Source organism: Trichococcus collinsii (genome assembly GCF_900107505.1).
Taxonomy (GTDB): Bacteria; Bacillota; Bacilli; order Lactobacillales; family Aerococcaceae; genus Trichococcus; species Trichococcus collinsii.
In genome coordinates this window covers 466,620-491,202 of sequence record NZ_FNQH01000003.1, presented here as the reverse complement: position 1 = coordinate 491,202, position 24,583 = coordinate 466,620, and the positions used below count along the sequence as shown (strand labels likewise).

Here is a 24,583-nt window from a genome sequence, read left to right as displayed (position 1 = left end):
AAATGTCCGCCTCCTGAAATGACTTCTCTCAGTGCAAATTCGTTTTTAAAATTGCTTTCCATTGGCTTTTTTGGTCCCCTCGAATGCTTCCATCGTTACGGATTTTTCAGAACTGATGCCTTCCTTCACTACAACTTTCTTTATGGTCCTCAGAATGATTTTCAGATCCCCCATCAAACCGAGGCTCTCAATATATTTTATATCCAGATTAAACTTGTCTTCCCAACTGATTGCGTTCCTGCCGCTGACTTGCGCCAAACCAGTCAACCCTGGTCTTACTTCGTGGCGTCTTCTTTGCTGACTGTTGTAGAGTGGCAGGTACTTTACCAACAAAGGTCTAGGTCCTACAATCGCCATATCCCCTTTCAGAATATTGAACAATTCCGGCAATTCATCCAGACTTGTCGCTCTCAGAAGCCTACCGAACTTTGTCAGCCTCTCCCTGTCCGGCAATAATTTTCCGTTTTCATCTTTTTCATCTGTCATCGTTTTGAACTTATATAATGTAAAAATTCTCTCATTCAATCCGGGGCGCTGCTGCCGATAAATGATTGGACTTCCGAGTTCCAATCTAACCAGTACAGCCAAGGCAAGTAAAATTGGACTTAAGAGAACGAGTGCAATCAGTGTCACTGCAAAATCCAACAGTCGCTTCCCATAATGCTGATAGAACATCATCATCCACACCCCTCTTTTCAATCTGCTTCATTTCAAACGTGGTTTTCCATTTTGACTGGCACACAATTGTCATATATACAGTTATATGGCAATTGTCTATCAGGCAAAACGTATGCGGACTTGCGTTGGACATTGACCCAACAATAGCTGATACGGAAAAAGACAAGCATAAACCTGACTTTCTCCGCAATCCTTTTCCCCTGCGCACCATTATTAAACATTGGATCCGGCAACGCCATATTTGCCAAAGCCTGGATCCAGATTGAGCCTTTGCCGCAGTTCCTTTGATGTCATAACTTCTTTTTCATTTGCAGAAATTATTTTGTGGATTCTCTCCAGAAGTTCCATGTTCGTCGCTAATTTCGTCCGATTTTCGTCATACCAGAAGTTGTCTTCGAGGCCGACGCGTACGCCCCAGCCCATTGTGATGCCCAGAGAATTCATTTTCAATTGGTCGGTGCCCACTGCGCCCAACGAAAAAATACTGTCTTCTGGGATATCTTTCAGCATGCATCCGATATGCAGCAAATCCCCTTGGGCGCAAGCGATGTTGCCCAAAATCAGGTTGACGTAATAAGGCGCAACCACCGCCCCTTTTTTGATAAGATAGTTGCAATAATTGACCATCCCCAAATCGAAAGCCTCCAACTCCGGCCGGATGCCGTTTTCTTTCATCACTTCAGCTAAGGAAACAATCATGGAAGGTTCATTTACGCTGGTGGTCCTGTTGAAGTTGAGCGAGCTGAGTGTCAGACTGCCCATATCGGGTTTCAAATTTCCTTCAAGCGACAGAACGTCCGATCTGGCTTCCAAAGTATTGAAGTTCCTCCCGGATGTTGAAGCACAGATGACGAGTTCCGGAGCGAATTGCCGTATGCCTGCAATGATTTCCGCATAGACTTCCTTTCGGTACGTCGGTTTTTCATCGTCGCTGTTTCTGGCATGCACATGCACCATGGAAATTCCCAATTCCCAGGCCTGCTTGACCTCACGGATGATTTCTTCGGGTGAAACGGGTACATAAGGGGTATCTTTTTTTGTTGGAATCATGCCGGTCGGGGTGAAATTCACAATTATTTTATCCATGTTAGAGGTTCACCTTTAACCCTTCCTTGTGGTAACTCAAAACCCTGCTTGGATTTCCCACATTCCTTGAAAAGGGTTCCGTATTTCTTATCACGACACTTCCCGCGCCAACGAGACTCTCTTCTGAAACGGTGATTTTGTTCAGAATTGTGGCATTCAGACCGATGTAGCAATTATTCTCGATGCGGCACTCTCCGCCAATCGTGCAACCTGAGGTGATGACATTGTTGTTTCCAAGAGTAAATTCATGGCCAATATAAACTTGTTGCCGAATGATATTGCAGGATCCCATCCGTCCTCTGTGACCCAGGAATACTTGCTCAAAAATGAGATTATTATCCCCCATTTCAATAACTGGCGAAACAATGCTGGATGGACTGATATAATTCCGCAATGTATACCCTAAGGCTTTGACTTTCGTGTACATGCCTTCCCGATTGCGCATGTCGTGAAAAGATGTTGTTAGAACAATCATATCGTATGCAGAAGGCGGATACCGTTCTGTTAAAGTTTCCATCACAACCATCGGCAAGCCCAAGTAATATCCCGTCTTATCTACATACGCTTCATCGGCAGCAAAAGCCACAATGTTAAAATCTGGGTGTTTCAAGGAATCATAATACAGCATTTCCGCTAAAAATTTGCTTCCATAGACGATTACCGGATTACTCATTTTTTGAATTCGCCTCCCAGTGATCATTGCCATTTAGGCAGGTTTTTCTTCATCTGGAGCCTTATCAGCTCCAGTCAAGTAAGCATTCAACGTTTGAAACATCGAATGTAGGTATCCCCAAATGCTCTTTCACCCTTTTCCTTTCTGCATAGGCATGGTCAATAAAAATGCTCGGCTTGCTGTTGTCCATGAATGTATATTTTTCGGAATTTTCGGGCACTTCAATGATGCCAGCAAACAAAGCCTCGTTCAGATGCTGTTTCTTCAACGTCTCCCGGATATCGGGAGCATGCTTCGTAATCAAAACGATTTCTTTGTTCTCATTCAGGCATTGATACAAAAACTGCATCATTTGCGTATTGTATTTTTCCTTGTTGAAGACTATGGTATCGTCAAAACCTACATAAACACGCTCATACTGCAGATTCAATTTGTAGCGATCGATATAATTTTTATCCGCTGTGATTTCATATTTGTTGGGCGTTATGTCCACATCCATGCCGTCAAAGTCACATAATGCCAGCAACGGCAAATTTACATCCAAGTTTTTGCTGACCCCGTATGTACCTGCAAAGCGGGTTGAAATTTCCAATAATTTGTACTGGCCGTCTTTATCTTTTTTACATTGGAAAAACCAGTAACCCCTGAATTCAATTTCGGATGAAAGAACCTCGGCTATTCGTTTTATTTCTTCCGTCAACGCAATCGTTGTCGATCGTGCACTGATACCGTTGAAGATACGGCTTCTGGTGCGCGGTTGCGCGAACAATAATTCTCGCTTACTGTTGGTGAAGCAATCCACCGTGATTTCCTCACCGGGTAAGTATTCGCACAAAACATAACTTATTCTGGGATCCAATAATTTCTCCAGTTGTTCGGCCGAAGAAATCACAAAGGCGTCTCTCGATCCTGATCCAACATCATTCTTGGCGAACAAAGGAAATTCCGCATCCCCCCGCTTTATATCATAGGTTTTGGGAACAAAGGGGAAGCTTTTTAATTTCTCATAAGTCTTGCTTTTGTAGCGGCAAAGTTCAGCTGTTTTGAACGGGGAGCACACAACCGTCGCCATAATTTCATCTTGTTTTTCCATTAAGCTGAACGCAGCGGTGTCATGGGCAGGTATGATGAAATCAATGCTTTCCTTTTGAATTACCCGGTTCAATGCTTCAATGAAATGTCCCTCGTATATGAACGGCAAATCAGTGATGGCATCTTTGCTGATGAATTCGCTGTGATCGCTTCTGCTGGATCCCAAAATGGGCCGATATTGTAAGCTATTGTGAAGTGAAAAATATATCTGCGAGGCAGAATATTCTCCTCCCGGAAAGATTAAGACATTTTTTCTCATCATTCTGTTCACTTCCCCCTTTTTATTCGCTGCTCCCGTCCTCATTCAGGGAGCGGAAATTGTTTTCGCCGGATTACCGAAAACCGTTGTATTCGCTTTAACATTTTTTAGGACGATGCTTCCCGCACCGACTCTGGCGTTAGCAGCGACCCGCACACTCGGCAGCAGCCGCGCGCCGCTCCCCAAAAATACGCCCTCTTCCAAAGCGGAGAAGCCCATCAGATCGCTGAATCCGCTGATGACGCAGCCCTTGCCCACGGAAACATCGTGGCCGACGCTGACGTAGGAATTCACAACCGAAAAATCGGCAATTTTTGCATCCGTCGAAATGATGGCATACGGCCCTATGATGACGCCCTTTCCGATTTCACAAGTGTCCGCCAACAATGCGGTCGGATGGATCACCGTCGTAAAAACCGCTCCCTTATCCAAAAGGACTGGGCAAAGGTCCGCGATAACCTCCGCATCGCCGATGGCACAGATGACCTCCTCGCCGGCTTTGGGTTCATAATCTTTTACGGTTCCGACGATTTTAGCGGAAATTTTGTAGTTATCCAACGCGGGGAGATTATCATCCAAAAAGCCGATGTCATCCCATCGCTTCTCTGCCTTTTCCTGATCCAAAACCCACTGGTACGTTTCGCGGCCAAGACCGCCTGCTCCGACTATCAACAATGTTTTCAACTGGTCGTCCTCCCTTATTCGGCTTTTCTTCTTGATTGGATCAAATCTGCGATATCTCCGACAGTCGTCAGGCCTTTCAGATCATCGTTGCCGATTTTAACACCGTAACTTTCCTCTGCCATGATTTGGGTGGACAACAGCCCTAGTGAATCCCAACCTTCGTAATCATCCAATGAATCTTCCCTGTTCACTTCAGGCACTTCTAAAATTTCCGCAAACTCTTCATAGAAGTTCTCCATGATGCCTCTCCTCCTAGTCCCTAATAGTCAATCATCCGGCAAAAATCCAAATTCCCGATGTCCATCAGCATGGCGCTGCAGGAAAGGCCGACCCCAAAACCCGAAAGGCATACTTTGTAAGAATCCGTCAGTAGTTTTTCGCCCAGATTGAAGGCCATATTTACGGGAATGGTCACACTGCTTGAGTTTCCGAAGTTTTCGACCACATTATTCGGAAGCTTTTCGCGTGCCACGCCCATCTTATCTGCTAATTTTTCGAGCATAAACCGGTTCGGCTGGTGGAACATGAAATAATCAATGTCCTCTTTCGACGTTTCTGCAACCGTAAGCAAGTCCTCAACCAAAGGCGGGACTTCTGTCTGCACAAAGTTGAATACCGCTTCTCCGTTCATTTTGAGATGATCAAGGCTTCGGAAATTTCCGGCCTCATCCACTTCCATTAAACCTGTCTCGCTGGTGGTTGGCAGCCGCATGCCGCCTGCAGGGATAATCAGATCCTTGTAACCTGAACCATCCATCTTGAGGTTCGCATGGATCCGATTATTGTCGTCGGTTCTTTCCACGATTGTCACAGAGGCCGCATCGCCGATCAGCGGATAGCTGCCCCGGTCACGATTTGAAGTCCTGCGGCTGAGTACATCGGCATTCAAAAGGGCCACTTTTTTGATTGAGTCCTGTTCCAACAGGTTGAAAGCTTGGATCAATCCCACCAAATAACCGGCGCAGCCTTGGTTGATGTCCAAGCAGAGCATATCCTGCTTCAGCCCTAACTCCCCTTGGATGACGTTGCTCGTCGGAGGCATATAATAATCGGGAGTCTGCGTGACGAGTATCAGGGCATCGATGTCATCGCCGCTGATCAGACCTTCGTCCAGCAGATGCCTCATCCCGAAGACGCAGAGATCCGACACACTCGTATCTCCTACGACAATCCGATGCTTTTCATAACCCATTATTTTCTTCAGCTTCATGGACTGCTTTACGGAAAAATTATAGTTTTCCGCTTCATCCTCGAATGCCACTTCATTTTGCGGCAATACAGTCAGAATGCCGCTGATCCGTTTGTTTTCATAGTTGAAGTTCATACAATCCCACCACTCTTTCTTACCAGATCCGCAATCGATTCCAGACTGCTGAAGTTTTCTGCTAAGATATCGCTACCATCCACAGAAACCGGGTAGGCGCTCTCCAGCTCCGACACCAACACGATGATGTCGAAGGAATCGAGCATTCCACTCGCGATGAAATCACGTGCATGTTCCCAATCGCATTCCGGACGTATATCCTTCAGTATCTCCACAATTTTCCCCATGTGGTTCTCCTCCCTATCACTTTGTCCGTCACTAACTGTGCAACCACTCCGCAGCCAATGTCTTTCTGTCGATTTTCCCGTTCTTGTTTAAAGGCAACTGTTCCAGCATGATGATTTTGGTCGGTATCATGTATTTCGGCAATAGCGGGGTCAGTTCTTTTCTGATTGTTGCCTTGCCGAGATCGTTCGGCCCTTCATAAAACATCGTGATTTCCTTTCGGTCCGAGTTGTAGATGACGCAGGAATTATGGATGCCGTTCAAGCTCAGCAAAGCGGTTTCGATCTCCCCCAGTTCGATCCGGTATCCCATATACTTGATCTGGGTGTCTTTCCTGCCGACATAGATGATTTCGTTATACTCATTGATGTAGACAAGATCGCCAGTGCGATAGATGCGGTCGAAATAATGGTTGTTGAGCGGGTTTTGGGTGAATACCTGATCGCTCTTGGCGGCATCGTTCCAATAGCCCAAAGCGATGGAGCTGCCCCGCACGCACAGTTCGCCCATTTCGCTTCCGGTCACCTCCTGGTTCTCTTCATTCAGGATAATGACATCGGCGTTCCGGCATGGAAATCCGATTGGCAGCCGTTCACTGTCCTCGAAAGCCCGCTCGACCTTGTAATAAGTACAGTCCACCGTGATTTCGGTCGGCCCGTAGAGGTTGGCGAACGAGGCATCCGGAAGCTTGCTGCGCCAATAGTTGAGGTGCTTATTCGGCATCGCTTCTCCAGCGAAAAGAATCTTTTCCAAGCTGCAGGTATCGACATGATCCAACGCTTTCGTATTGGCAACATTGATCAACACCGACGGCACCCAGAAGACAAAGTTGATGTTCTTTGAGGCAACGTATTCCATCAGCTTGACCGGGAAGGCGAAATGGTGTTCCGGAATGATGACAAGGGTTGCTGCTGTGGCTAAACAGAGATAGATGTCGAGGGTTGAATTATCGAAGTAAAAAGGGGATTGGCTGCCGATGATTTCCTTTGGGCTGATGTCAAAGCACGACACTGCCCAATCGATGTAGTTGATGACGCCTTTGTGGGAGATGACGACGCCTTTTGGAGTGCCCGTCGAACCAGAGGTATGGATGATGTAGATGGGATCTGTATCGATGAGTCCGTCGAGTCTCCCGAGCACCGCCTCATTGTCAAAGAATGTGGATGCGTCGTACGCCTCTTCAATGCCGATGAGGTTTTCAGCGGCTACGCCCATCGCAAGCAGGGATTCCGTATAGGCTTGCGAAGTGATGACCAGCGGATCTTCCAGATGTTCCAGGATATTAATAATCCTTGCGGCAGGGGAATGGACATCAAGGGGAGCATAGATGTTTCCGCTGTATAGGATACCCATAAAAGCGACGAGGCTGTCGGCACTTTTCGGCAAAAATACAGCGATAGGCTTTTTCATGTCCTCCGACCTGCTTCGGATGGAAAGGCTCAGCCTTTTTGCGCATTGCTCCCAGTCGCCGAAGCTCAGTTCTCTGTCTTCATCCCTGATGGCCGTTTTGTACCTGTACTGCAAAAGCGTGTCTTCAAAGTACTCCAATACATTTTTTTTCATTCAAATCAGCCTCCATTTTGAAGTGTGGCGATAGACTCAAACAAACGAAACGCACTATCAAATGATTTTATATTATGACTGCCTCAATACTTCCGGAAACGCTCTTGCCTTTGCGCAACAATTTCGGCGGGACTCAATCGTCTCCATTTCCTCAACGAGCGAATCAGCTCCGTTTTCAGATCAGGCAACAACTCTTCCGGCCTTCTTTCCGGTATGATTCTGTCGATTATCTCCAATTTAAGCAAATCAATCGGAGTCAGCTTCATGACGAGGGCGGCTTCCTCCGAACGGGAGCTTTCCTTCCATAGGATCGAAGCAAAACCTTCCGGTGAAAGGACCGAGTACATGCTGTTCTCCAGCATCCATACCTCATTGCCCATCGCTAAAGCCAAGGCACCGCCGCTTCCACCTTCACCGAGGAAGATGGCGATCAAGGGCACTTTCACTCGGCTCATGACCAGCAACGATTCGGAGATGGCATCACCGATTCCCCGTTCTTCCGATTCCACATCGCAGAAGGCGCCTGCCGTATTGATGAAAGTGACAATCGGACGGTTAAACTTATCTGCTTGCCGCATCAACCGGATCGCTTTGCGATACCCTTCCGGATGCGGCGATCCGAAGTTCCGATAGACATTCTCCTGCACATCATGCCCCTTCTGCGTCCCGATTACAGTCACCGGCATGCCCTCCAGGCTGGCGATGCCGCCCACAATCGCAGGATCATCCCCGTAACGTCGGTCCCCATGGAATTCGATGAAACCGTCAAAAATGCCGTCAATCACCTCCATTGCCGTCACGCGTGAAATGCTCCTTGCCGCCTGAATGATTTTCTGCACATCATTCATCTTCATCACCCACTTCTTCCGGATCATGTAACGCCAAAATATGCTGCAGTGTCTTTCTTAGGTCTTTTCTCATGATAATTTTATCGATGAAGCCATTCCCCAGTGCTTTTTCTGCTGTTTGAAAACCTTCGGGTAAATTTGCTCTGATGGTCTGTTCGATGACCCTTTTGCCGGCAAAGCCCACTGTCGATCTTGCTTCAGCCAGAATGATATCCCCTTGCGTAGCAAAGCTAGCAGTCACCCCGCCCGTCGTCGGGTCAGTAAGTACGGCGATATAGAGGAGCCCCGCATCGCTATGGTTGGATACCGCTATGCTCACTTTAGCCATCTGCATCAGCGACATAATGCCTTCCTGCATTCTGGCTCCACCGGAAGCTGTGAAGACGATGATCGGCAACCGTTCTTCAGTCGCGCGTTCGAATACCTGTGTAATCTTCTCGCCGACGACTTTTCCAACGCTCGCCATAATGAAATTGGAATCCATCACGCACAAAGCGACCCTCTTCTTATCGATGGCAGCCGTTCCGGTAACGACAGCCTCATCCAATCCTGTCCGCCATTTGGCATCCTGCAATTTCTTATCATAATCCGGGAAATCTAACGGATTTTGAACAGGCATAACCGTATTCCATTCATAAAAGGTACCTTCATCAATGACCAGGTTCAGACGCTCACCCGCCGTAATCCGGTAATGATAGTTGCAGTGCGGACAGACTTTTGCTGCACCCAAGGACTTGCTGTAAATGATCGTTTGACACTGGGGACATTTTTCCCATAAGCCGACTGGAACGATAGGATTCCGCGCATCATTTTCATCGAAAGCGCGCTTTATGGGAAAGAGATGGCGGTTACGAAATGATTCCATGTTATCACCTCTTTTTGACGAACTGAATTGCCTGATTTAACAGTGAAACTGCTGGCGCTGAAAGGAAACAAATAAGAACTGCGGTTGGAGGTTGCTGTTTTTGATGGAATTTTTATGTGAGTTTTTGATGGAGTCGTTGCGCGGTGTTCCGCGATAGTTAAGGTGGTGTAAGCTGACTTCGCTTTGAAGACAAGCTGTGGTGAAAATTTCGAGGTAAGGATTAGGTGATGATGTCTATTTCTGAGTTCGTTGCGGTTGTAAACAATCTATTAAGAGGGGATTACTGAGATGGTTAGGATACTGAATCTATTATTACTGTGGATGAAAAAGAGCGAATTTATACTGGTATACTTCTATCTGAATTCTACCACATTTTTCTTATTTCTAAAACTCTTATTGCCTATTACCAGCCAAAAGATTTATTCTTGATGACTGCCGCTAATCCAGGTCAGCACAAAAAAACTGTGCCACCTCATTCATGATCAAAGTCACGAGAATGCGGTGGCACTTCCTCCAAAACTTTAGTAGAGGTCCCTTTGCTCCCAAGTGATATTATTCTGACTATCAATGGTAATCTTGGTATAGCTTCCGACTGTGTAGACATTCGGCTTCAGGATCAACCCCGGGAATTCAGACCCGAAAAACAAATCCATGTAAGTATTTGATGGATGCTCATGTCCAAAAATACCTTGCACTTTCTCAAGATTGGGGTTTGAGCTCAATGCGTTCAGAACGATTTGGTTGAACGCGTATGCGGTAGGCCCATCGTAATTATTTCTGAGATAGTTGTGGGGAGCCGTATGCGCCACAATGAGCGCCAACGGACTGGTGGTGCTGTTCAGTTGCCCCGCGGCCCAATCCAATTTCGTCTGGAATCCACTGTTATCTACACGGTTCGTATCCACATCCAGCAGCAAAAAGCTGATGCCTCCAAGCGAAATCTCCTGAGCATAACTGAATTTGTTGTTGCCGATAGTTGTCCTCGTGTTATACCCGAACATGGTAGCCACTGAAGCGTATGTCGTATTGTCAAAATCATGGTTTCCCGGCACAAATAGCTTCGGCAGGGAGATGCTGTTCCAAGCGGCCAAAAACGAATTCCAATCTGAAGGCCCGGCAGTCCCATCTCCCAAATGTAAAACAAAATCTGGCTGATCCGCATTTGCAATTGCCGCAAAAGATTGCATTCTTTGCGTGCGTTCCGAGACAGTCGCCGCCGTCACAAAGGTGCCTTCCGCCGTCATCCATACACCTTGTTCCTCCGCAGCGACGATGCTACTTCTGGAGAGGGTAGCTTCTTCGAGGGAAGCTATGCCTGTATCCAAAGAAAGATGCGTATCGGCGATGGCATAGATCACGTAGGTATCGTCTGAATAAGTCCCCACCAGAACGATCTCTTCGACCGGTGCCATTGTTACCCGCGACACCTCCGCTCTGCCCGTTTCCTCGCCGTTCGTGTAGGTCACGTCGTACGTCACCGTATCGTAGCCGTCAACACCGTACTGTTGGATCACCCTTTCGCCCATCAGCAAGGTGGCATCTTCCTGCTCCACCGTTTGGTAGGCCACAACGTTCTCCACTACGGTTGTCTGTTCTATTACGACCACATCAGGACCTACCAGGACGATTTCTTCGACGGGCGCGGTGGTTACCCGTGACACCTCTACTCTGCCCGTTTCCTCACCGTTCGTGTAGGTCACGTCATACTTCACCGTGTCGTAGCCATCAATTCCTACCTGTTGGATCACCCTTTCACCCGCTAGCAAGCTGGCATCTTCCTGCTCCACCGTTTGGTAGGCCACCGTATTCTCTGTAACGGTTATCCGCTCCGTCACGATTTGTTGGGTCCCCACCCGCACCATTTCATCTATCGGCGCCGTCGTCACCCGCGACACCTCCACTCGGCCCGTCTCTACGCCGTCCGTATAGGTCACCTCGTACGTCACCGTATCATAACCGTCAACGCCAGCTTGGATTATTTGTGTTTCTCCAGCCGGGAATGTATTGTCCAAATGCTCGACTCGTGTGTAACTCACTTTGTTTGTGGTCAAAGTTTCTGTTCTGACTTCCGTTACCGATAGCTCATGGCCATATATCTCGATTTCGACATAATGGTTCCACCCAGTCACACTGCTGCCATTGGAGTAAAACCTTGCATAACGGGCGTTCACGGCATTGAAGGAAATCATTTTTCCAGAGCTCGATTCTTTGTATTCACTGTCCGTCCCAACACCCAAGCCTGCGCTGCCGTCATTGTCGTTATTAAAGACGGTCACCACACCGGTGGAAAATGTCGGATCATTTGAAAGCCGTACGATCACATCCTTGTAGATTCTGCCATCACTAAAATAATGCCATAATTTGATGGCGTAGAGATCATGGGCTTCACCCAGATCCAGCTGTACCCAATGCAGGCCTGGCCCAGCCTTCGCAGCTTTGCTGGAATTAGTCGTCAGACTGTCGGTTATGTACGGGATGCCCGAAAAGGTGGTAGAGCTGCTGATTGTACTTCCCGGCGCCAGATTTACCGTTGGCACCACCTGAATTCCAACACCGTATACTTCGATTTCGACATAGTGATTCCACCCGGTCACATTGCTCCCGTTGGTGTAAAATCTTGCATAACGGGCGTTCACGGGATTAAATGAGAGCACCTTCCCGAAGCTCGATTCTTTATATTCACTGTCCGTGCCCACACCCAAGCCTGCGCTGCCATCCGTGTCGTTATTAAAAACTGTCACCACACCGCTGGAAAATGTTGGATCATTTGAGAGCTGTACGACCACATCCCGATAGCTTCTGCCATCACCAAAATAATGCCATAATTTGATGGAGCTGATCTCATGGACTGCGCCCAGATCCAGCTGTACCCAATGCAGACCCGGCCCCGCTTTCGCAGCTCTGGCCGTGCTGCTCGTCTGACCATCATTTATGTACGAGATGCCCGAAAAAGTGACAGAGCTGCTGATTACGCTTGTCGGTGCAAGGTTTACCGTTGGCTCCGCCAGTAAAGAGACTTCGCCGATTCCATCGAGTGGATTCGTTATAGCGGCATTGTTTGCACGAACAGACGTAGCCGCATGCACTTGAACTGTTCCTAAACCAATTGCAAATACTGAAAATAATAGAAATATTTTAAACCAGTCTATTCGCTTGAAATTATTCATTTTTAAACATCCCCTTCAATTGCCCGGCGCCAAAGAAACCGCTCCCGAAATAAAAGTTCGTTGCCAAAAGAAAAGATTGATACTTGCAGGCCCCCCTCCAAATCAGGTTGTGCGCAGCATTGATTCTGCAAAGCAAAGTTATGGATTTTTTGGCTCTTATACTAACTTGTCGAGATGATGTCAGGACGAAACTACGTTTGCTCTAACGCAATTTGGTGGGTGGCTTATTGTTTGGACATGCCTGGTAAATGGTCGAATTGCCTTTTGGCTCCTCGGAGCATGTGCCAGCGAAGTATGATGTAGCGGGATTCTATACGTTTTTTCGGAGGAGGGATGATGAGGTGTAGTGGCTGACGAAGCGCGTTATATTCTTGCTTATTCGCACCATTTTGAAGAAAAACAGCAACAAGGATAATGTCTTCTGATTGCATTGTACTACACCATTTCTCTGCAATCCAATCATAGCTACAGATAGACTTTTTTTATTGTAATCAAGGGGGGAATATGCATTCAAAAGTCGAGGAGCGCTGTTAATCCAGCGCCCCTCGGAGATTATGCCCTCCTCCTGTGAATGGTTCTTTCGCCGGAGAAGAACTCACAAACCTATCACCTCCGAACAGCAAGTCTCCGCCGGACTTGAGCTACCCGAAAATTGGTCAGCTCCGGCCTAGCATTTCCTCATCGAAGTTAAGCGTATGTAAAAAAGCCTGGAAACACTATCTTTTAAGTGTTTCCAGACTTTTTATTTTTCCAACGTATCCATACTTCTCTGACACCAACGTAAAGCAGGATACCGAGGGATGCACCCGATCCATCGATGAGGACATCCTTCAGCAACGGTCCGCGGCCGGGCACGAATACTTGATGGAACTCATCACTTATGGCATACGCCACACAAATCAGTAACGTGGTACCTCTCCGCTTCCAGGCAGTCGCGGTGAAGGACTCATTCTTCATCGCATGCGAAACCAGAAAACCGAGGATCAGATACGCGATGAAGTGGGCAGATTTCCGCATCAATCTGCCCGCATAGGCAAAACTGGTATCCTGAACGAAATCGACGAACAGGAACAAACAGATCGCCAACACCAAAAATACGGCTGTCCCGACGATGATCCAACGTTTTTTTATGCCAAAAAGCTTCGGTTCATCCTCCTGCGTTTCCAATAGATAAATCAGCAGAAGAATGCTGCTCAAAAACACGATAGTTCCCTGCGCCCGCGTGAAATACTCAATGAACGCAGCAAGCTGATTGAGCGCGTCCGCAAAGAAGCGTGTCAAGCTTCCACTCAAGATAATGGACTGGTTCGCCGGCTGGGCTGACAGGAAGAAGATAACAATCATCCAGGCAATTACCGACATCCATGCATAATAGTGTCGCTCTCTTTTCACCGGTAGCACCTCCTTTCATTTCCGACTGAATGTTCCTTTCAGTATATCAGAAAGTTGACGTGCGTTGTAGTCGGTCAGCCGAAGATTTTGCTCGCTCCTCCGGTAAGCGGCGGGTTCGCAGGAACTGGTGCAGATTTCCACGGCTGTCCACCGGCTAAGACCGTTTTGTTTGACCCAAAATGTCGTTTGTCTTATCCTTGTAAAAGAAAGGATGATGTTAAATGATGCAGAATTGGAAGTATGTCGCCTTATCCGGCTTGGCGGTTTTGACGCTAGCTGGATGCGGGGACAACGCGAACACGTCTGAGGACATCTCGAGCACAAGTTCATCCATGGCGCAGGAAGCCAGCACGGAGACGATGGATCCGGCGAATATAAGTAGCACAGCGGTCACAACCGACGCTGCCTTGCCGGCCGAAGCAGGCTACAGCAGCGTATCCTTGGATCGCGCCGTCGCCATTTTCATCGAAAAATATCCTGATGCTAGAATCAAAGAAGTCGACTTCGACAAGGATTTCGGCGACTATACCTATGAAATCAAAGGCGTCGTCGGACAGACCGAATACGAGCTGCGCATTCATTCCGAGACCGAAGAAATCCTGAAGGAAGAAAGTGAAAATAACGATTCCGATGATGACGTCTATCTATCCTTCGGCAACCTGATCAGTCCTGTCGAGGCCATCCGGATTGCACAGGATCGCATTAGCACCGATGCATCGGATTTTGAGGGCTGGAAGCTGGACAGCAAGGATGACCACGGGAATGCACCTGTTTATGAAGTCGAGTTCCAAGGACATGATGCCGAAGTGAAGATCCACGCTGAAACCGGTGAAGTTTTGGGAGTGGACGGTTGATCAGACTCCACTTTGATGTCCCGCTCCTGAATTTAAGGGGTTTCCTTCTTCCCACAACGGGCTAACAAAAACGAGCTGCACCCTCACGTATTCTTGTGAGGGTGCAGCTCGTTTTTCCAATTATGCATGAAGCAATTCAATGTTGAGCGTCTTCGGAAGCAGATACGTAATAAAATAAGTCAAAAGTAAAGGTACCGCTGAAAGACTCCTCGTCAAGCTTTTCGAACCCGAAAGAATAGATATTCCAGATGCGTTCTAGTCCCTCGAGTCTTTCAACAAGCCTCTGCATGTTCCCCGCAGTATTGCTTGTCATTTCAACTGCGTAAGTGCTCTTCATGTAACTTTCATCAAGTCCTTCGATCGGTTGAGGTTCACCGACACGTGCGATCTGTTGCACAATGACATTCTCTTCAGCAGCGATGCTTTCCAGAACAACCAGCTCTTGATTTACCTTTTCACCTTCAGGTAAAAATCCCCAGGTTTCCTCATACTTTTGTCTGTAGTCATCCAGCAAGGTTTGTTCTGGCGGATATTCAGCCTTCAAGCTCATTTGTTCCTCTACTAGCAGCGCTGCGCGAGCGGCTCGTTGCTTAATCGGATCGAGAAAATACACTTGACCGAAAATGAAAGTCGCCAGAACCAGCAACCCCAGCACAAAGGCCATTACAAATGACACGCGATTCCATTTCAGATTCATGAGAGAACCTCCTCTCTCAAAGCTGCTTCATCAAGTTCCAGCCAGAGCTCAACCGTCGAACTTGCTCCATCTAGTTGATTTTCCATACGGATGAATTGAACATCAGAGACATACACTAACGATTTAAACTTTTCGACAGCTTCGGAAATCTCCGTAACCGTCAAGCCTTCCAACACTAAGGTGATCTGATTCGTTTCATTCTTATTTAAAATGGTCACATGCTGTTCCCCATTTGGAACTTGTTCAACGATTGCTTTTGTTACGTAAGACATTGGATATTGCTTCGCTTCAAAAGTGGCTTTATTTTCTGCCACTTGATCCGTCAATTGTGCGTATTCTTGCATTTGCCGTGAAACCATTAGCTGCTCTTCCTCGGCTTGAAGCCACTCCTGGTCACGCATTTCCGCTTTTGTATAATACGCTTGCGCTGAGAAGAAATAAATGCCCACAAGAACAAGCAGAAAAAGGAAAGTACCACCAAGCACATAAGGAAGAAAATTTATCTGTTTTTTCTCAAAAAAATTGACTTCAAACATGTTCGTTTTCCTCCTGTACTTTTTTTCGGGTGAGCTTCATTTTTTTCTGAGCAACCTTCTGCGGAACGGCTGCATATTTCTCTTTCGATGCAAGCCCATATAACGGCAAAAATTTGGAACTGATTTCTTCAGAGGCCTGCAGAATATGAATCGGCAGGAAAAAGCGCCGGGACAATTGCTCCCTTATTTTTTCCAGATAAGGAAAATCGCCCGCCAAAAAGATATCCGTCACTCCACCATGGCCATTCATCACAGAATAGCGATAAAACTCCAGTAATCGTTCCAAAACATCCAACACATCCGTTATTGCTTCTTCAAACGAGTCTTGATCATCCTTCCAGATCCATTCGCCTTCTTTGGTCACATCCCATAAATCAACCAGGCGGGCCAATCTCGAGTGGCGGGAAAACTTGGGCAGATTTTGATGAAAAACCATGATTGTATGATCCACAGGGCTCCACTGCAGCACCATCACATGCTCATCTGAATTCTGTTGCAAGTCATTTTGTTGCAGGATGGTCCGGTAAAGGCACAGCGACGAAATATCCGCTAAAACTGGATTCAAGGATACTTTTTGCAATAAGGATTCGTATTGAAAAATGACTTCTTGCGGATAGAGCATCAGCAGAATGGTATGCTCCATATCACCAACTTCAAGCAACTCAAAATGAAAACGCGTCTCCTTAAACGGGGATCGGATCAGCTGACCCATATGCAGCGCGACGTAAGCCCTTATTTCTGACGGTGCCAGCTGTGCCGGTATTTTTTCTTCACGCACTATGACAAAATCGTCCGGCAAGAGGATGGCCGTTTGCGCATTTTTCCATTTTTTTTCGGTCACTAATGCATTCAAGCGGTTTTCAAGCAATGAAGGATTGATGACTCTCCCTTCATGAAGGATTTCGGTATCAAACAGGATCTCATTTTGTTCCAGGACTGTGCGGGATTGCGCATCCATGACCAAATAGCGGATCCGTCTTTCCAAAAATTCAAAATAAAGCAATGGTTTTTTCTGAAATAACATAATATCCCTCCCTCCGTATACGAACCGCAAAAAGTGATCCAACTCAGCTAAAAAGTGTTAGGTACCACTGAATGATCGTATCTCCAAAATAAAAAACAGTTACTGCAGCTAGACTGATATAAGGACCAAACGGAATGGTCATTTTTCGATCTCCGCCTTTTAGCTTCATGATAATCATCCCAGTGACTGCTCCGTAAAGCGTGGACAAGAAGAAAAGCAACAAAAAATGATAAGGTCCGAATATAAAGCCCAATAAAGTAAAGTATTTCAGATCACCTGCACCCATACCCCCATTAGATACGAGGATGATCACAAATACTAAACCAAACGCCAGAAACGCTCCGAATAAGGACACCCAAAGAGAAGGCTGCGGATCCAGGATGCGCAAACCCACAAACAATGGCGTGAAAAACAAAAGGACCTTATTTGGTATTTTCCTGTAGGCCAAATCCGATACCGTGATCGGAATAACGAGCGCAATCAGCAGCAATCCCAGAAACGTTTGTTCATTCCAACCATAAAGGTAGAAAGTAACAGCCGCCAAAATCCCGGTCGCCAACTCCATGATTGGGTACAGCAACGAAATTTGTTCTTGGCATTGACTGCATCGGCCTCTTTGGCGCAAAAAAGACCAGACCGGAATCAATTCTTTCCAAGTCAAGGTGCGCTGGCACGTGTCGCAGTAGGAACGCGTTTGAGCCAACAGCGTCCCGGTTGGCACCCGCAAACCCACCACATTAAAGAAAGACCCAAATACCAAGCCATAGACGAAAAAAATAGCGGTTATGATTGTATGCATGAAAAAACTCCTAGTAAGCAAGAAAGACTCCACGGAGGAGTCTTTCTACGTATTTAAGTTGGTGTTACGATTAATCTACTTCGTACGTTATCTTTCCATCAACAGTTGTTTTCGTCACTGTCAAATCACCATCAAAATCAGACTCAAGGAAACCTGCAGCTATTAACTCAGTAGTAGTTATTCCATCAGCATCTATATCAGCTGTTTGTAACTCGTACATTTTCGCAGCATCGATAACCAACTCTTCTTGAGCAGCTGTCGTATCTCCTTCAGCTTTTGCAATCACATTCCCGATCAAAGGAATCGAGATACCAATGATTAGCCCCAAGATCACGATAACCCCAAGTAATTCAACTAATGTAAAGCCGCCTTCTTTTTTCAACAACTGTTTGATTTGATTTCTCATATTTTTTTCCTCCGTTTTCAGTTCTATTTTATCCCTGTTTGTTTACTAAAAAAACTCACTTCTTAAACCAACAGAAGTTTATTTCTAATTCAAATCATACAACAATTATTTTGCACATGCAATATATTCAGCTCTAAATTATCCGAAAGTTTCAAACATGCTGAACATCGGTATAACGATGGAAAGCACAATCACACCAACAATGCCGGAAAGAATCATAATCATGATCGGTTCGATCAATGCTTGCAGTTTGTCGGACGACTCCTGCACTTCCTGGTCGTAGATTTCTGAAACTTTTTTCAGCATCTCGTCCAACTCCCCACTCGATTCCCCGACTTGGATCATCTGAATGATCAGCGGCGGGAAAAACCAATGATCGACCATCGGCTTAGCCAAAGATTCGCCTTGCTCGACATCTTTTTGTGCCTGCAACAGCACGTTTTCAACCACGCGATTGCCCACTACCTTACTGGTCACTTCGATGGCCTGCAGAATCGGGACGGAACTGTTGATCAAGGAACTTAACGTCTGCGTCATACGCGCTAACAGCGTTTTCTGCAAGAAAGTCCCCAGAATAGGAATCTTCAGTTGCACCACATCGAACACATATGCAACCTGATCTTTTTTCCCAAGCTGAATGATGCCTGCGACAAGCATACCCATCGACAAGAGCACCATCCACCAATAACGCTGAACCAAACCACTCAATGTCAGGACGATTTGCGTAATCGGAGGCAGCTCGCTACCCATGGATGCAAACATATCCCCGAATATCGGCACGATGAACACCAACAGGAAGGCTGTGATGAAGAAGGCCAACACCGCTACAACAAGCGGATAGGTCATGGCTGTCGTGATTTTCTGCTTGATGCGGTGCTGCTTTTCATAATAGTCCGCCATTTGTTGGAGCACTTCCTCCAAACGCCCGCTCACTTCGGCCGAGTGAATCATATGAATCAATAATTCAGGAAACAATTTCGGCTTTTTGGCCATCGCTTCAGACAAGGCAACCCCTTCCCTTATTTCCTCGGACAATTCTTCCAATGCTTCTTTCAGGGCAAGGCTCGTTGATTGGACAGCGAGCAGGTCCAAAGCGTCGACAAGCAAGATGCCTGCATTCGTCAAAGAGGAAAACTGTCTCAAAAAAACGATGAAATCCTTTGATTTCAAAGAGGTACGCAAAGTGATATCCTTGTTCAAAACAGCATTCAGCGCATCCACTTCAAAGACGATCAGATCCATGTGCTTGAGTTCATTCAGGGCTTCTTTTTTATTGGTGCTCTCTATTTTCCCCTTCATCAGTTTTCCTTCTCTTGTTTTGGCTTTGTAGGCAAAAACGGCCATCATTACCCTCCTTCCATATTCAATGATTTTTTCTTCTACTATAGTAATAGATGCGAACGGCTGATTGTTTCTTCTTCAACGAGCCGCTTGATGCTCATATCCATCGTGTGCATGCCTTGATCAAGGGATGTCTGCAGCACATTGGGGATTTGATGCATTTTTTCAGCCCGGATCAAATTCTTGATTGCTGCATTGTTGATCAACATTTCGGTCGCCGCCACGCGACCATCAGCCTTCTTGGTCGGCAGCAGCCGCTGCGACAAGATGCCCAAGAGTACATTCGCCAGCATCAAACGGATCTGATCCCTTTGCCCTACCGGGAAAACGTCGATCATCCGTTCAATGCTGCCGGCTGCATCCGAAGTATGCAGCGTCCCCAAAACCAAATGGCCCGTTTCCGATGCCGTGATGGCTGTGGAGATGGTATCCATATCGCGCATCTCCCCCACCAGAATGACATCCGGATCTTGGCGCAAACTCGCACGCAGACCATCTTTGAATGATAAGGTATCAAACCCGACTTCCCTTTGTTCAATGAGGGATTGTTTATGCACATGCAAATATTCGATGGGATCCTCCAATGTAATGATGTGTCGGTTCATCGTTTCGTTCACATAATCGATCAGCGCCGCCAAAGAAGTGCTTTTCCCGCTGCCGGTTGGACCGGTAACCAAGAAAAGTCCGTGTGGTTGTTGAACCAATTTTTTGGCGATGGCGGGAATACCTAAACTTTCCACACTGGGGATTTCTTTGGAAATGATTCGGAAAGCAAGCGAAAGCGCATTGCGTTGGTAGAACACGTTCACACGGAAGCGGGCAATGCCTGCAATGTCGTAAGAAAAATCAATTTCCCGTTTCTGTTCCAGCACCTCCCACGAGTCTTGGCTAAGGCAAGTTTTCGCAAACTGCTCCGTATCTTGAGGCACAAGGGAAGCTTGTTTTTGGGGAATCAGCTTTCCATCCACCCGGAAGACAGGCGCAGAGCCTACGACAAGGTGGACATCGGAAGCTTTTTTTTCATATGCGGCGATTAATATCGTATCCAATTGTTCCATTGTTTCCGTCTTTTTATTCATTGATTGAAGCAACCCGCAACACCTCTTCCAACGTCGTCTTGCCTGCCTTCACTTTTATCAAGCCATCGTCAACCAAAAAGCGGATACCTTGTTGCTTGATATGCTGCTTGATTTCCTGGATGGACGCCTGATTCATCATCAGCTGCCTTATTTCTTCCGTGATCACAATCAATTCATGGATGGCCATCCGCCCCCGGTATCCGGTATTACGGCAAACATCACAGCCCCTGCCGAAGGTGATCGTGTCGATTTTCTGATTGCGCCGTTCAAAGATTTCCCGCTCTACCGGCGTTGCTTCTCTGGTGTCGGCACAATCTTTACAGATGGTTTTGACAAGCCGTTGCGCTACGACACCACTCAAGGCAGATACAATCAAGTAGGGTTCGATCCCCATATCAAGCAAGCGGGGAATGGCCTCAATGGCGCTGTTGGTATGTAGCGTGCTAAACACCAAATGGCCCGTCAGAGCCGCACGCACACTGTTCTCCGCCGTTTCTTTATCCCGAATTTCCCCCACCATGATGATATTCGGATCTTGACGCAAGACGGAACGCAATCCGGTCGCGAAAGTCAGTCCAATCTGGGCATTGACTTGAACTTGATTGATGCCCTCGAGTTGATATTCAACCGGGTCTTCGATCGTGATGATATTACTTTCTGGATGGTTCAGTTCATTGATGGAGCCGTACAGCGTAGACGTTTTCCCTGAACCTGTCGGGCCTGTCAACAAGATCAATCCCGACGGCTGGGCAATCAATTCCCGATAATCGGCTAAAATATCACCCTCCAGGCCGATATCCTCGACTTTTCTGAACATGTTGGAGATATCCAATATCCGCAGCACAATTTTTTCACCAAAAACCGTCGGCAAGGTAGCTACCCGCAAATTCACCCGTTTACCCAAAACTGTTGTGCTGATACGACCATCCTGGGGCAGGCGCGTCTCCGTAACGTTCAATCCCGCTATGATTTTGATCCGAGCAACCAAAGCGTTCATCAAGGTTTTCGGCAAAGGACGCTCATTCCGAAGCAGCCCATCCACGCGGTATCGAACGGATACTTGGCGTTCCGTCTGATCCAGATGAATATCAGATGCCCGCAGCGATACACCTGTTTCCAACAGTTGATTGAAGATCCTTACTGCTGGAGCATCCTCACCCTCAACATACTCAATACTCACTTCTTTTGAGTCGTATAAACGGTTGATTGTCTGCAGTAAGTCATCTCGTGTCGCTATCACCGGCCTGACGGCATAACCAGTAGAAAATTCCAGCTCCTCTATGGCATAGAAGTCCAGCGGATCATTCATCGCTACAATCAAGCGGGTATTCTCTTTTTTGATCGGAAGCAATAATTTCGATCGTGCAAAATCTTTTGATATCAGCTCTACTACAGATATATCGATCGGATATTGGTACAAGGACACACTTTCTAATTTCAATTGGATTTCCAGTGCATCCAGCAGTTGTTTCTCGGTGATGTACCCTTGATCAACCAGCAGATCACCTAATTTCCCGTCCTGCTTTTTCATGCTGAGTGCTTCCACAATCTGCAGTTCCGTAATGAGACCCGCTTCTTTCAATAAATCCCCTAGTTTTTTCTTCCTAAAATCCGCCACGTTCTCCCACCTTTCTGCTAGTTTTCTATGATTGGATCTGAGCTGATGATGTCTTCCTGCTCCGGATCAGCAGCAGGCGCCGTCGACCCGAACGGAAAGCCAGTCGTATTGATGGCTTGATAAGACAGCCTCGTACCGCCCCCCATTTCGAATGTTTTTGCGACAACCGTACCATTTATTGAATAGGAGCCCGTTAACGTGACAGCCGCATTCGGCGCAATAAGCATCATGTTGGAGCCTGCCCCCCCACCAGACAGCTGAACAGTGCTGCCTCCAGTCAGGAAGACTCCATTAATGATAGTATTATTCGTTTTTACACCAGCATTTTTTACAATCACATTTCCGTTTATTTGTTTAATTTTCCCCAAATCCAACTCACTATTTCCTAAATAAACTAACGAAAGTTTACTTTGGGATCCATCCTTATTGAAAGAAACGCCTCCATTGTTAATGTTAAATGAATTTTTAACAACAATTGTTAGCGTCCCTTCACCTTCAATATGAATATCCCCACCCAGATCTAGTGCATCGACCAAAATCGTACGATTGAAGCCGCCAGTATCGATTGAAAAACTCCGGTTCGAGTTACTTGTCATTTCCGGAATATAAACGTCTGATTCTAACTTAAGTTCGTATCCAACCGCTTGATAGTTTGTGACCTTTACGTTGCCGTCCACATCCTGAACCATATGAGTCCCCATTTTTTTAACTGGTAGCTTTTCGGTCATATTGGGTGCAGAAATCTGATTCAACAATCCAGGATAAGTTCCAAAATCCCACACCTCATCTTTAGCTTCCAATTTTGGCAATTTGTTATACCAAGATGGATAATCCAGTAACTCTTCCGCTGTTGTCTTATTCGAGTAAAACAACGTTGCTGATGTAAAAGTGGGATTGCCTGAGATTTGGAATGATTTCGGTTCCACAGAATTAATATATAGATTGCCTTGTAACGTACCATTGGTAATTTCAATCTTTCCTTGTGTTAACAAAGCTGCATTTGCAGGAAGTGTCGGTAATCCACCGCCTCCTCCTGTGTTTTTCTCGACCCAGGTCACCGTGAATTGTTTAGTGACGGTTCTTTTTTTCCCATCCACTTCTCCGATGGAAGTAATGGTGTAGGTTTTTGAGTCTTTTTTCACTGTTGCGATTTTGGCAGTAGGCTCAGTGCCGAACTGTTCCCCAAAATCAACAGAGGCCTGCCCATTTTGTGAGGTCACAATGGTTGACACCTGATTATAGAAGGAGCCTTCTGTTGCATTATTTTCATAAGCGCCCAACACTTTACTCTGAATCTCTTCATAAGCAGCAACGGCTCCTGCCTCTGCCACATAATAAGCTGATGTATCATCGCGGTTGGCATCACTCAGACGATAGCTGCCGAGCGTGAGTGTTCCGATTGAAACACCAAGTACCGATAGCACGAGAAGCACCATTAATGTCAAAACCAGGCCACTGCCTTTTTCGTCCTTTCGGAGATGCTTGATTCCCATCCCATCCACTCACCTTCTGAAATAAATCGTAGTCTGGTATTCTTTTGGCTGGCTATTCATTTCTGACAAACTTTTCAATACGATTTTGACGCTCTTTGTTTCAGCATCGGGAGTGACAACGAAGTCCTCAACATCCTCTGCCAAAACTTGATCATTATTGTTCACAAGCTGTGCGCCTTTTTGACTAAATTCCTCGGCACCGTCAATTAAGAGGGTATCCCCTGATTCTGATATCGTGATATCAGCAAAAGGCGTCTTGCGCACTTCTCTGGAAATGACAGAAAGCGTGTAAGCGAAATCATTTGATTGACGAGCGGAATAAGATTGCGTCAGATATTGCTTTTGGCCAAACAGGTGTACAGCCCCCACCAACGAAAGCACCAACGAAAGCAGCGCAATACTGGCCAACAGTTCTATGAGCGTCATTCCTGACTCGTTCCGTAGACTAATCTTCGAGATCTTCTGCTGTACGAAATGACAGCCGCGTTTCCATTTGTGCATAAGCTTTCCCTTCCTTGGAAACCGTCACAGTTCCTGTGTAGAGTGTCTCACCTGATTTTTTGAACACTTCTGATTGAGTCTGGAATCCGGAGTTGGTGCTTGGGCTTTCAGTCTTGATCAGTTTCAGCGTTTCTTCCACAGTCTCTGTCTCTGAATAGTAGGTAAGTAATTCGATTTGTTCTTGGGCGATAAAAGTTGCTTCATTGACAGTATCGGTCTGATTATTTATTTTTGCCGCTTGAATAAAAAAAGATAAAAAAGTTGTGATGATAAGCGACAGCAGCAGAATGGATGCCAACACCTCGACGAGCGTCATTGCCTCTTCTCCTGATAACATACCTTTCATTTGTTTTCTATACCAACATTTCATGGTCTTCTT

General features: G+C 46.4%; 25 protein-coding genes. 1 reads left to right on the top strand and 24 read right to left on the bottom strand.

The window, feature by feature from the left end; translation table 11 throughout:
- Nucleotides 1-45: 45 nt before the first annotated feature.
- The 13 genes from BLV66_RS09785 to BLV66_RS09720 form a co-directional block, all read right to left on the bottom strand.
- Nucleotides 46-681, bottom strand: coding sequence for a sugar transferase (locus BLV66_RS09785; RefSeq protein WP_086985917.1), 636 nt, complete (start codon nt 679-681; stop codon nt 46-48).
- Nucleotides 682-891: 210 nt separating this feature from the next.
- Entirely contained in the window at nt 892-1,764 is an 873-nt protein-coding gene (locus BLV66_RS09780; RefSeq protein WP_086985916.1) for a beta-keto acid cleavage family enzyme, read from the bottom strand.
- 1 nt (nt 1,765) lies between these two features.
- The gene (locus BLV66_RS09775) at nt 1,766-2,437 is read right to left on the bottom strand and encodes an LbetaH domain-containing protein (protein ID WP_086985915.1); all 672 of its coding nucleotides are present in this window, start codon (nt 2,435-2,437) and stop codon (nt 1,766-1,768) included.
- A 64-nt stretch (nt 2,438-2,501) separates the two neighbouring features.
- Nucleotides 2,502-3,791, bottom strand: coding sequence for an ATP-grasp domain-containing protein (locus BLV66_RS09770; RefSeq protein WP_086985914.1), 1,290 nt, complete (start codon nt 3,789-3,791; stop codon nt 2,502-2,504).
- A gap of 42 nt (nt 3,792-3,833) precedes the next feature.
- The gene (locus tag BLV66_RS09765; protein ID WP_176974209.1) at nt 3,834-4,472 is read right to left on the bottom strand and encodes a NeuD/PglB/VioB family sugar acetyltransferase; all 639 of its coding nucleotides are present in this window, start codon (nt 4,470-4,472) and stop codon (nt 3,834-3,836) included.
- 14 nt (nt 4,473-4,486) lie between these two features.
- The gene (locus BLV66_RS09760; protein WP_086942941.1) at nt 4,487-4,711 is read right to left on the bottom strand and encodes an acyl carrier protein; all 225 of its coding nucleotides are present in this window, start codon (nt 4,709-4,711) and stop codon (nt 4,487-4,489) included.
- Nucleotides 4,712-4,731: 20 nt separating this feature from the next.
- Nucleotides 4,732-5,796 (bottom strand): 3-oxoacyl-ACP synthase III family protein, encoded by a 1,065-nt coding sequence (locus BLV66_RS09755; protein WP_086985912.1) that lies wholly within the window; start codon nt 5,794-5,796, stop codon nt 4,732-4,734.
- A complete protein-coding gene (locus tag BLV66_RS09750; protein ID WP_086985911.1) occupies nt 5,793-6,023 on the bottom strand; it encodes a phosphopantetheine-binding protein in 231 nt (76 codons plus the stop codon). Before BLV66_RS09750 ends, BLV66_RS09755 begins: the two co-directional genes overlap by 4 nt.
- A 31-nt stretch (nt 6,024-6,054) precedes the next feature.
- Nucleotides 6,055-7,584: an amino acid adenylation domain-containing protein gene (locus tag BLV66_RS09745; RefSeq protein ID WP_086985910.1), complete on the bottom strand. Its 1,530-nt coding sequence runs from the start codon at nt 7,582-7,584 to the stop codon at nt 6,055-6,057.
- A gap of 83 nt (nt 7,585-7,667) precedes the next feature.
- On the bottom strand, nt 7,668-8,432 hold the full coding sequence (gene accA, locus BLV66_RS09740; RefSeq protein WP_245826678.1) for a carboxyltransferase subunit alpha: 765 nt from the start codon (nt 8,430-8,432) through the stop codon (nt 7,668-7,670).
- Nucleotides 8,425-9,297, bottom strand: a complete 873-nt coding sequence (gene accD / locus BLV66_RS09735; protein WP_086985908.1) for an acetyl-CoA carboxylase, carboxyltransferase subunit beta — start codon at nt 9,295-9,297, stop codon at nt 8,425-8,427. The genes accA and accD overlap by 8 nt, the downstream gene beginning before the upstream one ends.
- A 521-nt stretch (nt 9,298-9,818) precedes the next feature.
- Nucleotides 9,819-12,464: a G5 domain-containing protein gene (locus tag BLV66_RS09730; RefSeq protein ID WP_086985907.1), complete on the bottom strand. Its 2,646-nt coding sequence runs from the start codon at nt 12,462-12,464 to the stop codon at nt 9,819-9,821.
- 723 nt (nt 12,465-13,187) lie between these two features.
- Entirely contained in the window at nt 13,188-13,856 is a 669-nt protein-coding gene (locus tag BLV66_RS09720; protein ID WP_086985905.1) for a VanZ family protein, read from the bottom strand.
- A 221-nt stretch (nt 13,857-14,077) separates the two neighbouring features.
- On the opposite strand from BLV66_RS09720, the gene BLV66_RS09715 reads away from it, so the two are divergent.
- Complete coding sequence (locus BLV66_RS09715; RefSeq protein WP_086985904.1) at nt 14,078-14,710, top strand: PepSY domain-containing protein; 633 nt, start codon at nt 14,078-14,080, stop codon at nt 14,708-14,710.
- A 136-nt stretch (nt 14,711-14,846) separates the two neighbouring features.
- Here BLV66_RS09715 and BLV66_RS09710 read toward each other — a convergent pair whose 3' ends face one another.
- From BLV66_RS09710 to BLV66_RS09660, 11 genes are all read right to left on the bottom strand, one after another.
- Nucleotides 14,847-15,407 (bottom strand): hypothetical protein, encoded by a 561-nt coding sequence (locus BLV66_RS09710; RefSeq protein ID WP_086985903.1) that lies wholly within the window; start codon nt 15,405-15,407, stop codon nt 14,847-14,849.
- Nucleotides 15,404-15,943: a hypothetical protein gene (locus tag BLV66_RS09705; protein ID WP_086985902.1), complete on the bottom strand. Its 540-nt coding sequence runs from the start codon at nt 15,941-15,943 to the stop codon at nt 15,404-15,406. The genes BLV66_RS09710 and BLV66_RS09705 overlap by 4 nt, the downstream gene beginning before the upstream one ends.
- The gene (pilM, locus tag BLV66_RS09700) at nt 15,936-16,967 is read right to left on the bottom strand and encodes a type IV pilus biogenesis protein PilM (RefSeq protein ID WP_086985901.1); all 1,032 of its coding nucleotides are present in this window, start codon (nt 16,965-16,967) and stop codon (nt 15,936-15,938) included. Before pilM ends, BLV66_RS09705 begins: the two co-directional genes overlap by 8 nt.
- A 43-nt stretch (nt 16,968-17,010) precedes the next feature.
- Nucleotides 17,011-17,766 (bottom strand): prepilin peptidase, encoded by a 756-nt coding sequence (locus BLV66_RS09695; protein ID WP_086985900.1) that lies wholly within the window; start codon nt 17,764-17,766, stop codon nt 17,011-17,013.
- A 70-nt stretch (nt 17,767-17,836) separates the two neighbouring features.
- Nucleotides 17,837-18,172, bottom strand: a complete 336-nt coding sequence (locus BLV66_RS09690) for a prepilin-type N-terminal cleavage/methylation domain-containing protein (RefSeq protein WP_086985899.1) — start codon at nt 18,170-18,172, stop codon at nt 17,837-17,839.
- A gap of 138 nt (nt 18,173-18,310) precedes the next feature.
- On the bottom strand, nt 18,311-19,519 hold the full coding sequence (locus BLV66_RS09685; RefSeq protein ID WP_218131832.1) for a type II secretion system F family protein: 1,209 nt from the start codon (nt 19,517-19,519) through the stop codon (nt 18,311-18,313).
- 35 nt (nt 19,520-19,554) lie between these two features.
- Complete coding sequence (locus BLV66_RS09680) at nt 19,555-20,592, bottom strand: type IV pilus twitching motility protein PilT (RefSeq protein ID WP_218131831.1); 1,038 nt, start codon at nt 20,590-20,592, stop codon at nt 19,555-19,557.
- Nucleotides 20,585-22,210 (bottom strand): GspE/PulE family protein, encoded by a 1,626-nt coding sequence (locus BLV66_RS09675; protein WP_086985897.1) that lies wholly within the window; start codon nt 22,208-22,210, stop codon nt 20,585-20,587. The genes BLV66_RS09680 and BLV66_RS09675 overlap by 8 nt, the downstream gene beginning before the upstream one ends.
- A gap of 17 nt (nt 22,211-22,227) precedes the next feature.
- Nucleotides 22,228-23,703: a PilX N-terminal domain-containing pilus assembly protein gene (locus BLV66_RS09670; protein WP_086985896.1), complete on the bottom strand. Its 1,476-nt coding sequence runs from the start codon at nt 23,701-23,703 to the stop codon at nt 22,228-22,230.
- A gap of 9 nt (nt 23,704-23,712) precedes the next feature.
- A complete protein-coding gene (locus BLV66_RS09665) occupies nt 23,713-24,204 on the bottom strand; it encodes a prepilin-type N-terminal cleavage/methylation domain-containing protein (protein ID WP_086985895.1) in 492 nt (163 codons plus the stop codon).
- Nucleotides 24,149-24,574 carry a hypothetical protein gene (locus BLV66_RS09660; protein ID WP_143033125.1) on the bottom strand — a complete coding sequence of 142 codons (426 nt, stop codon included), beginning with the start codon at nt 24,572-24,574 and terminating at the stop codon, nt 24,149-24,151. Before BLV66_RS09660 ends, BLV66_RS09665 begins: the two co-directional genes overlap by 56 nt.
- Nucleotides 24,575-24,583: the final 9 nt, after the last annotated feature.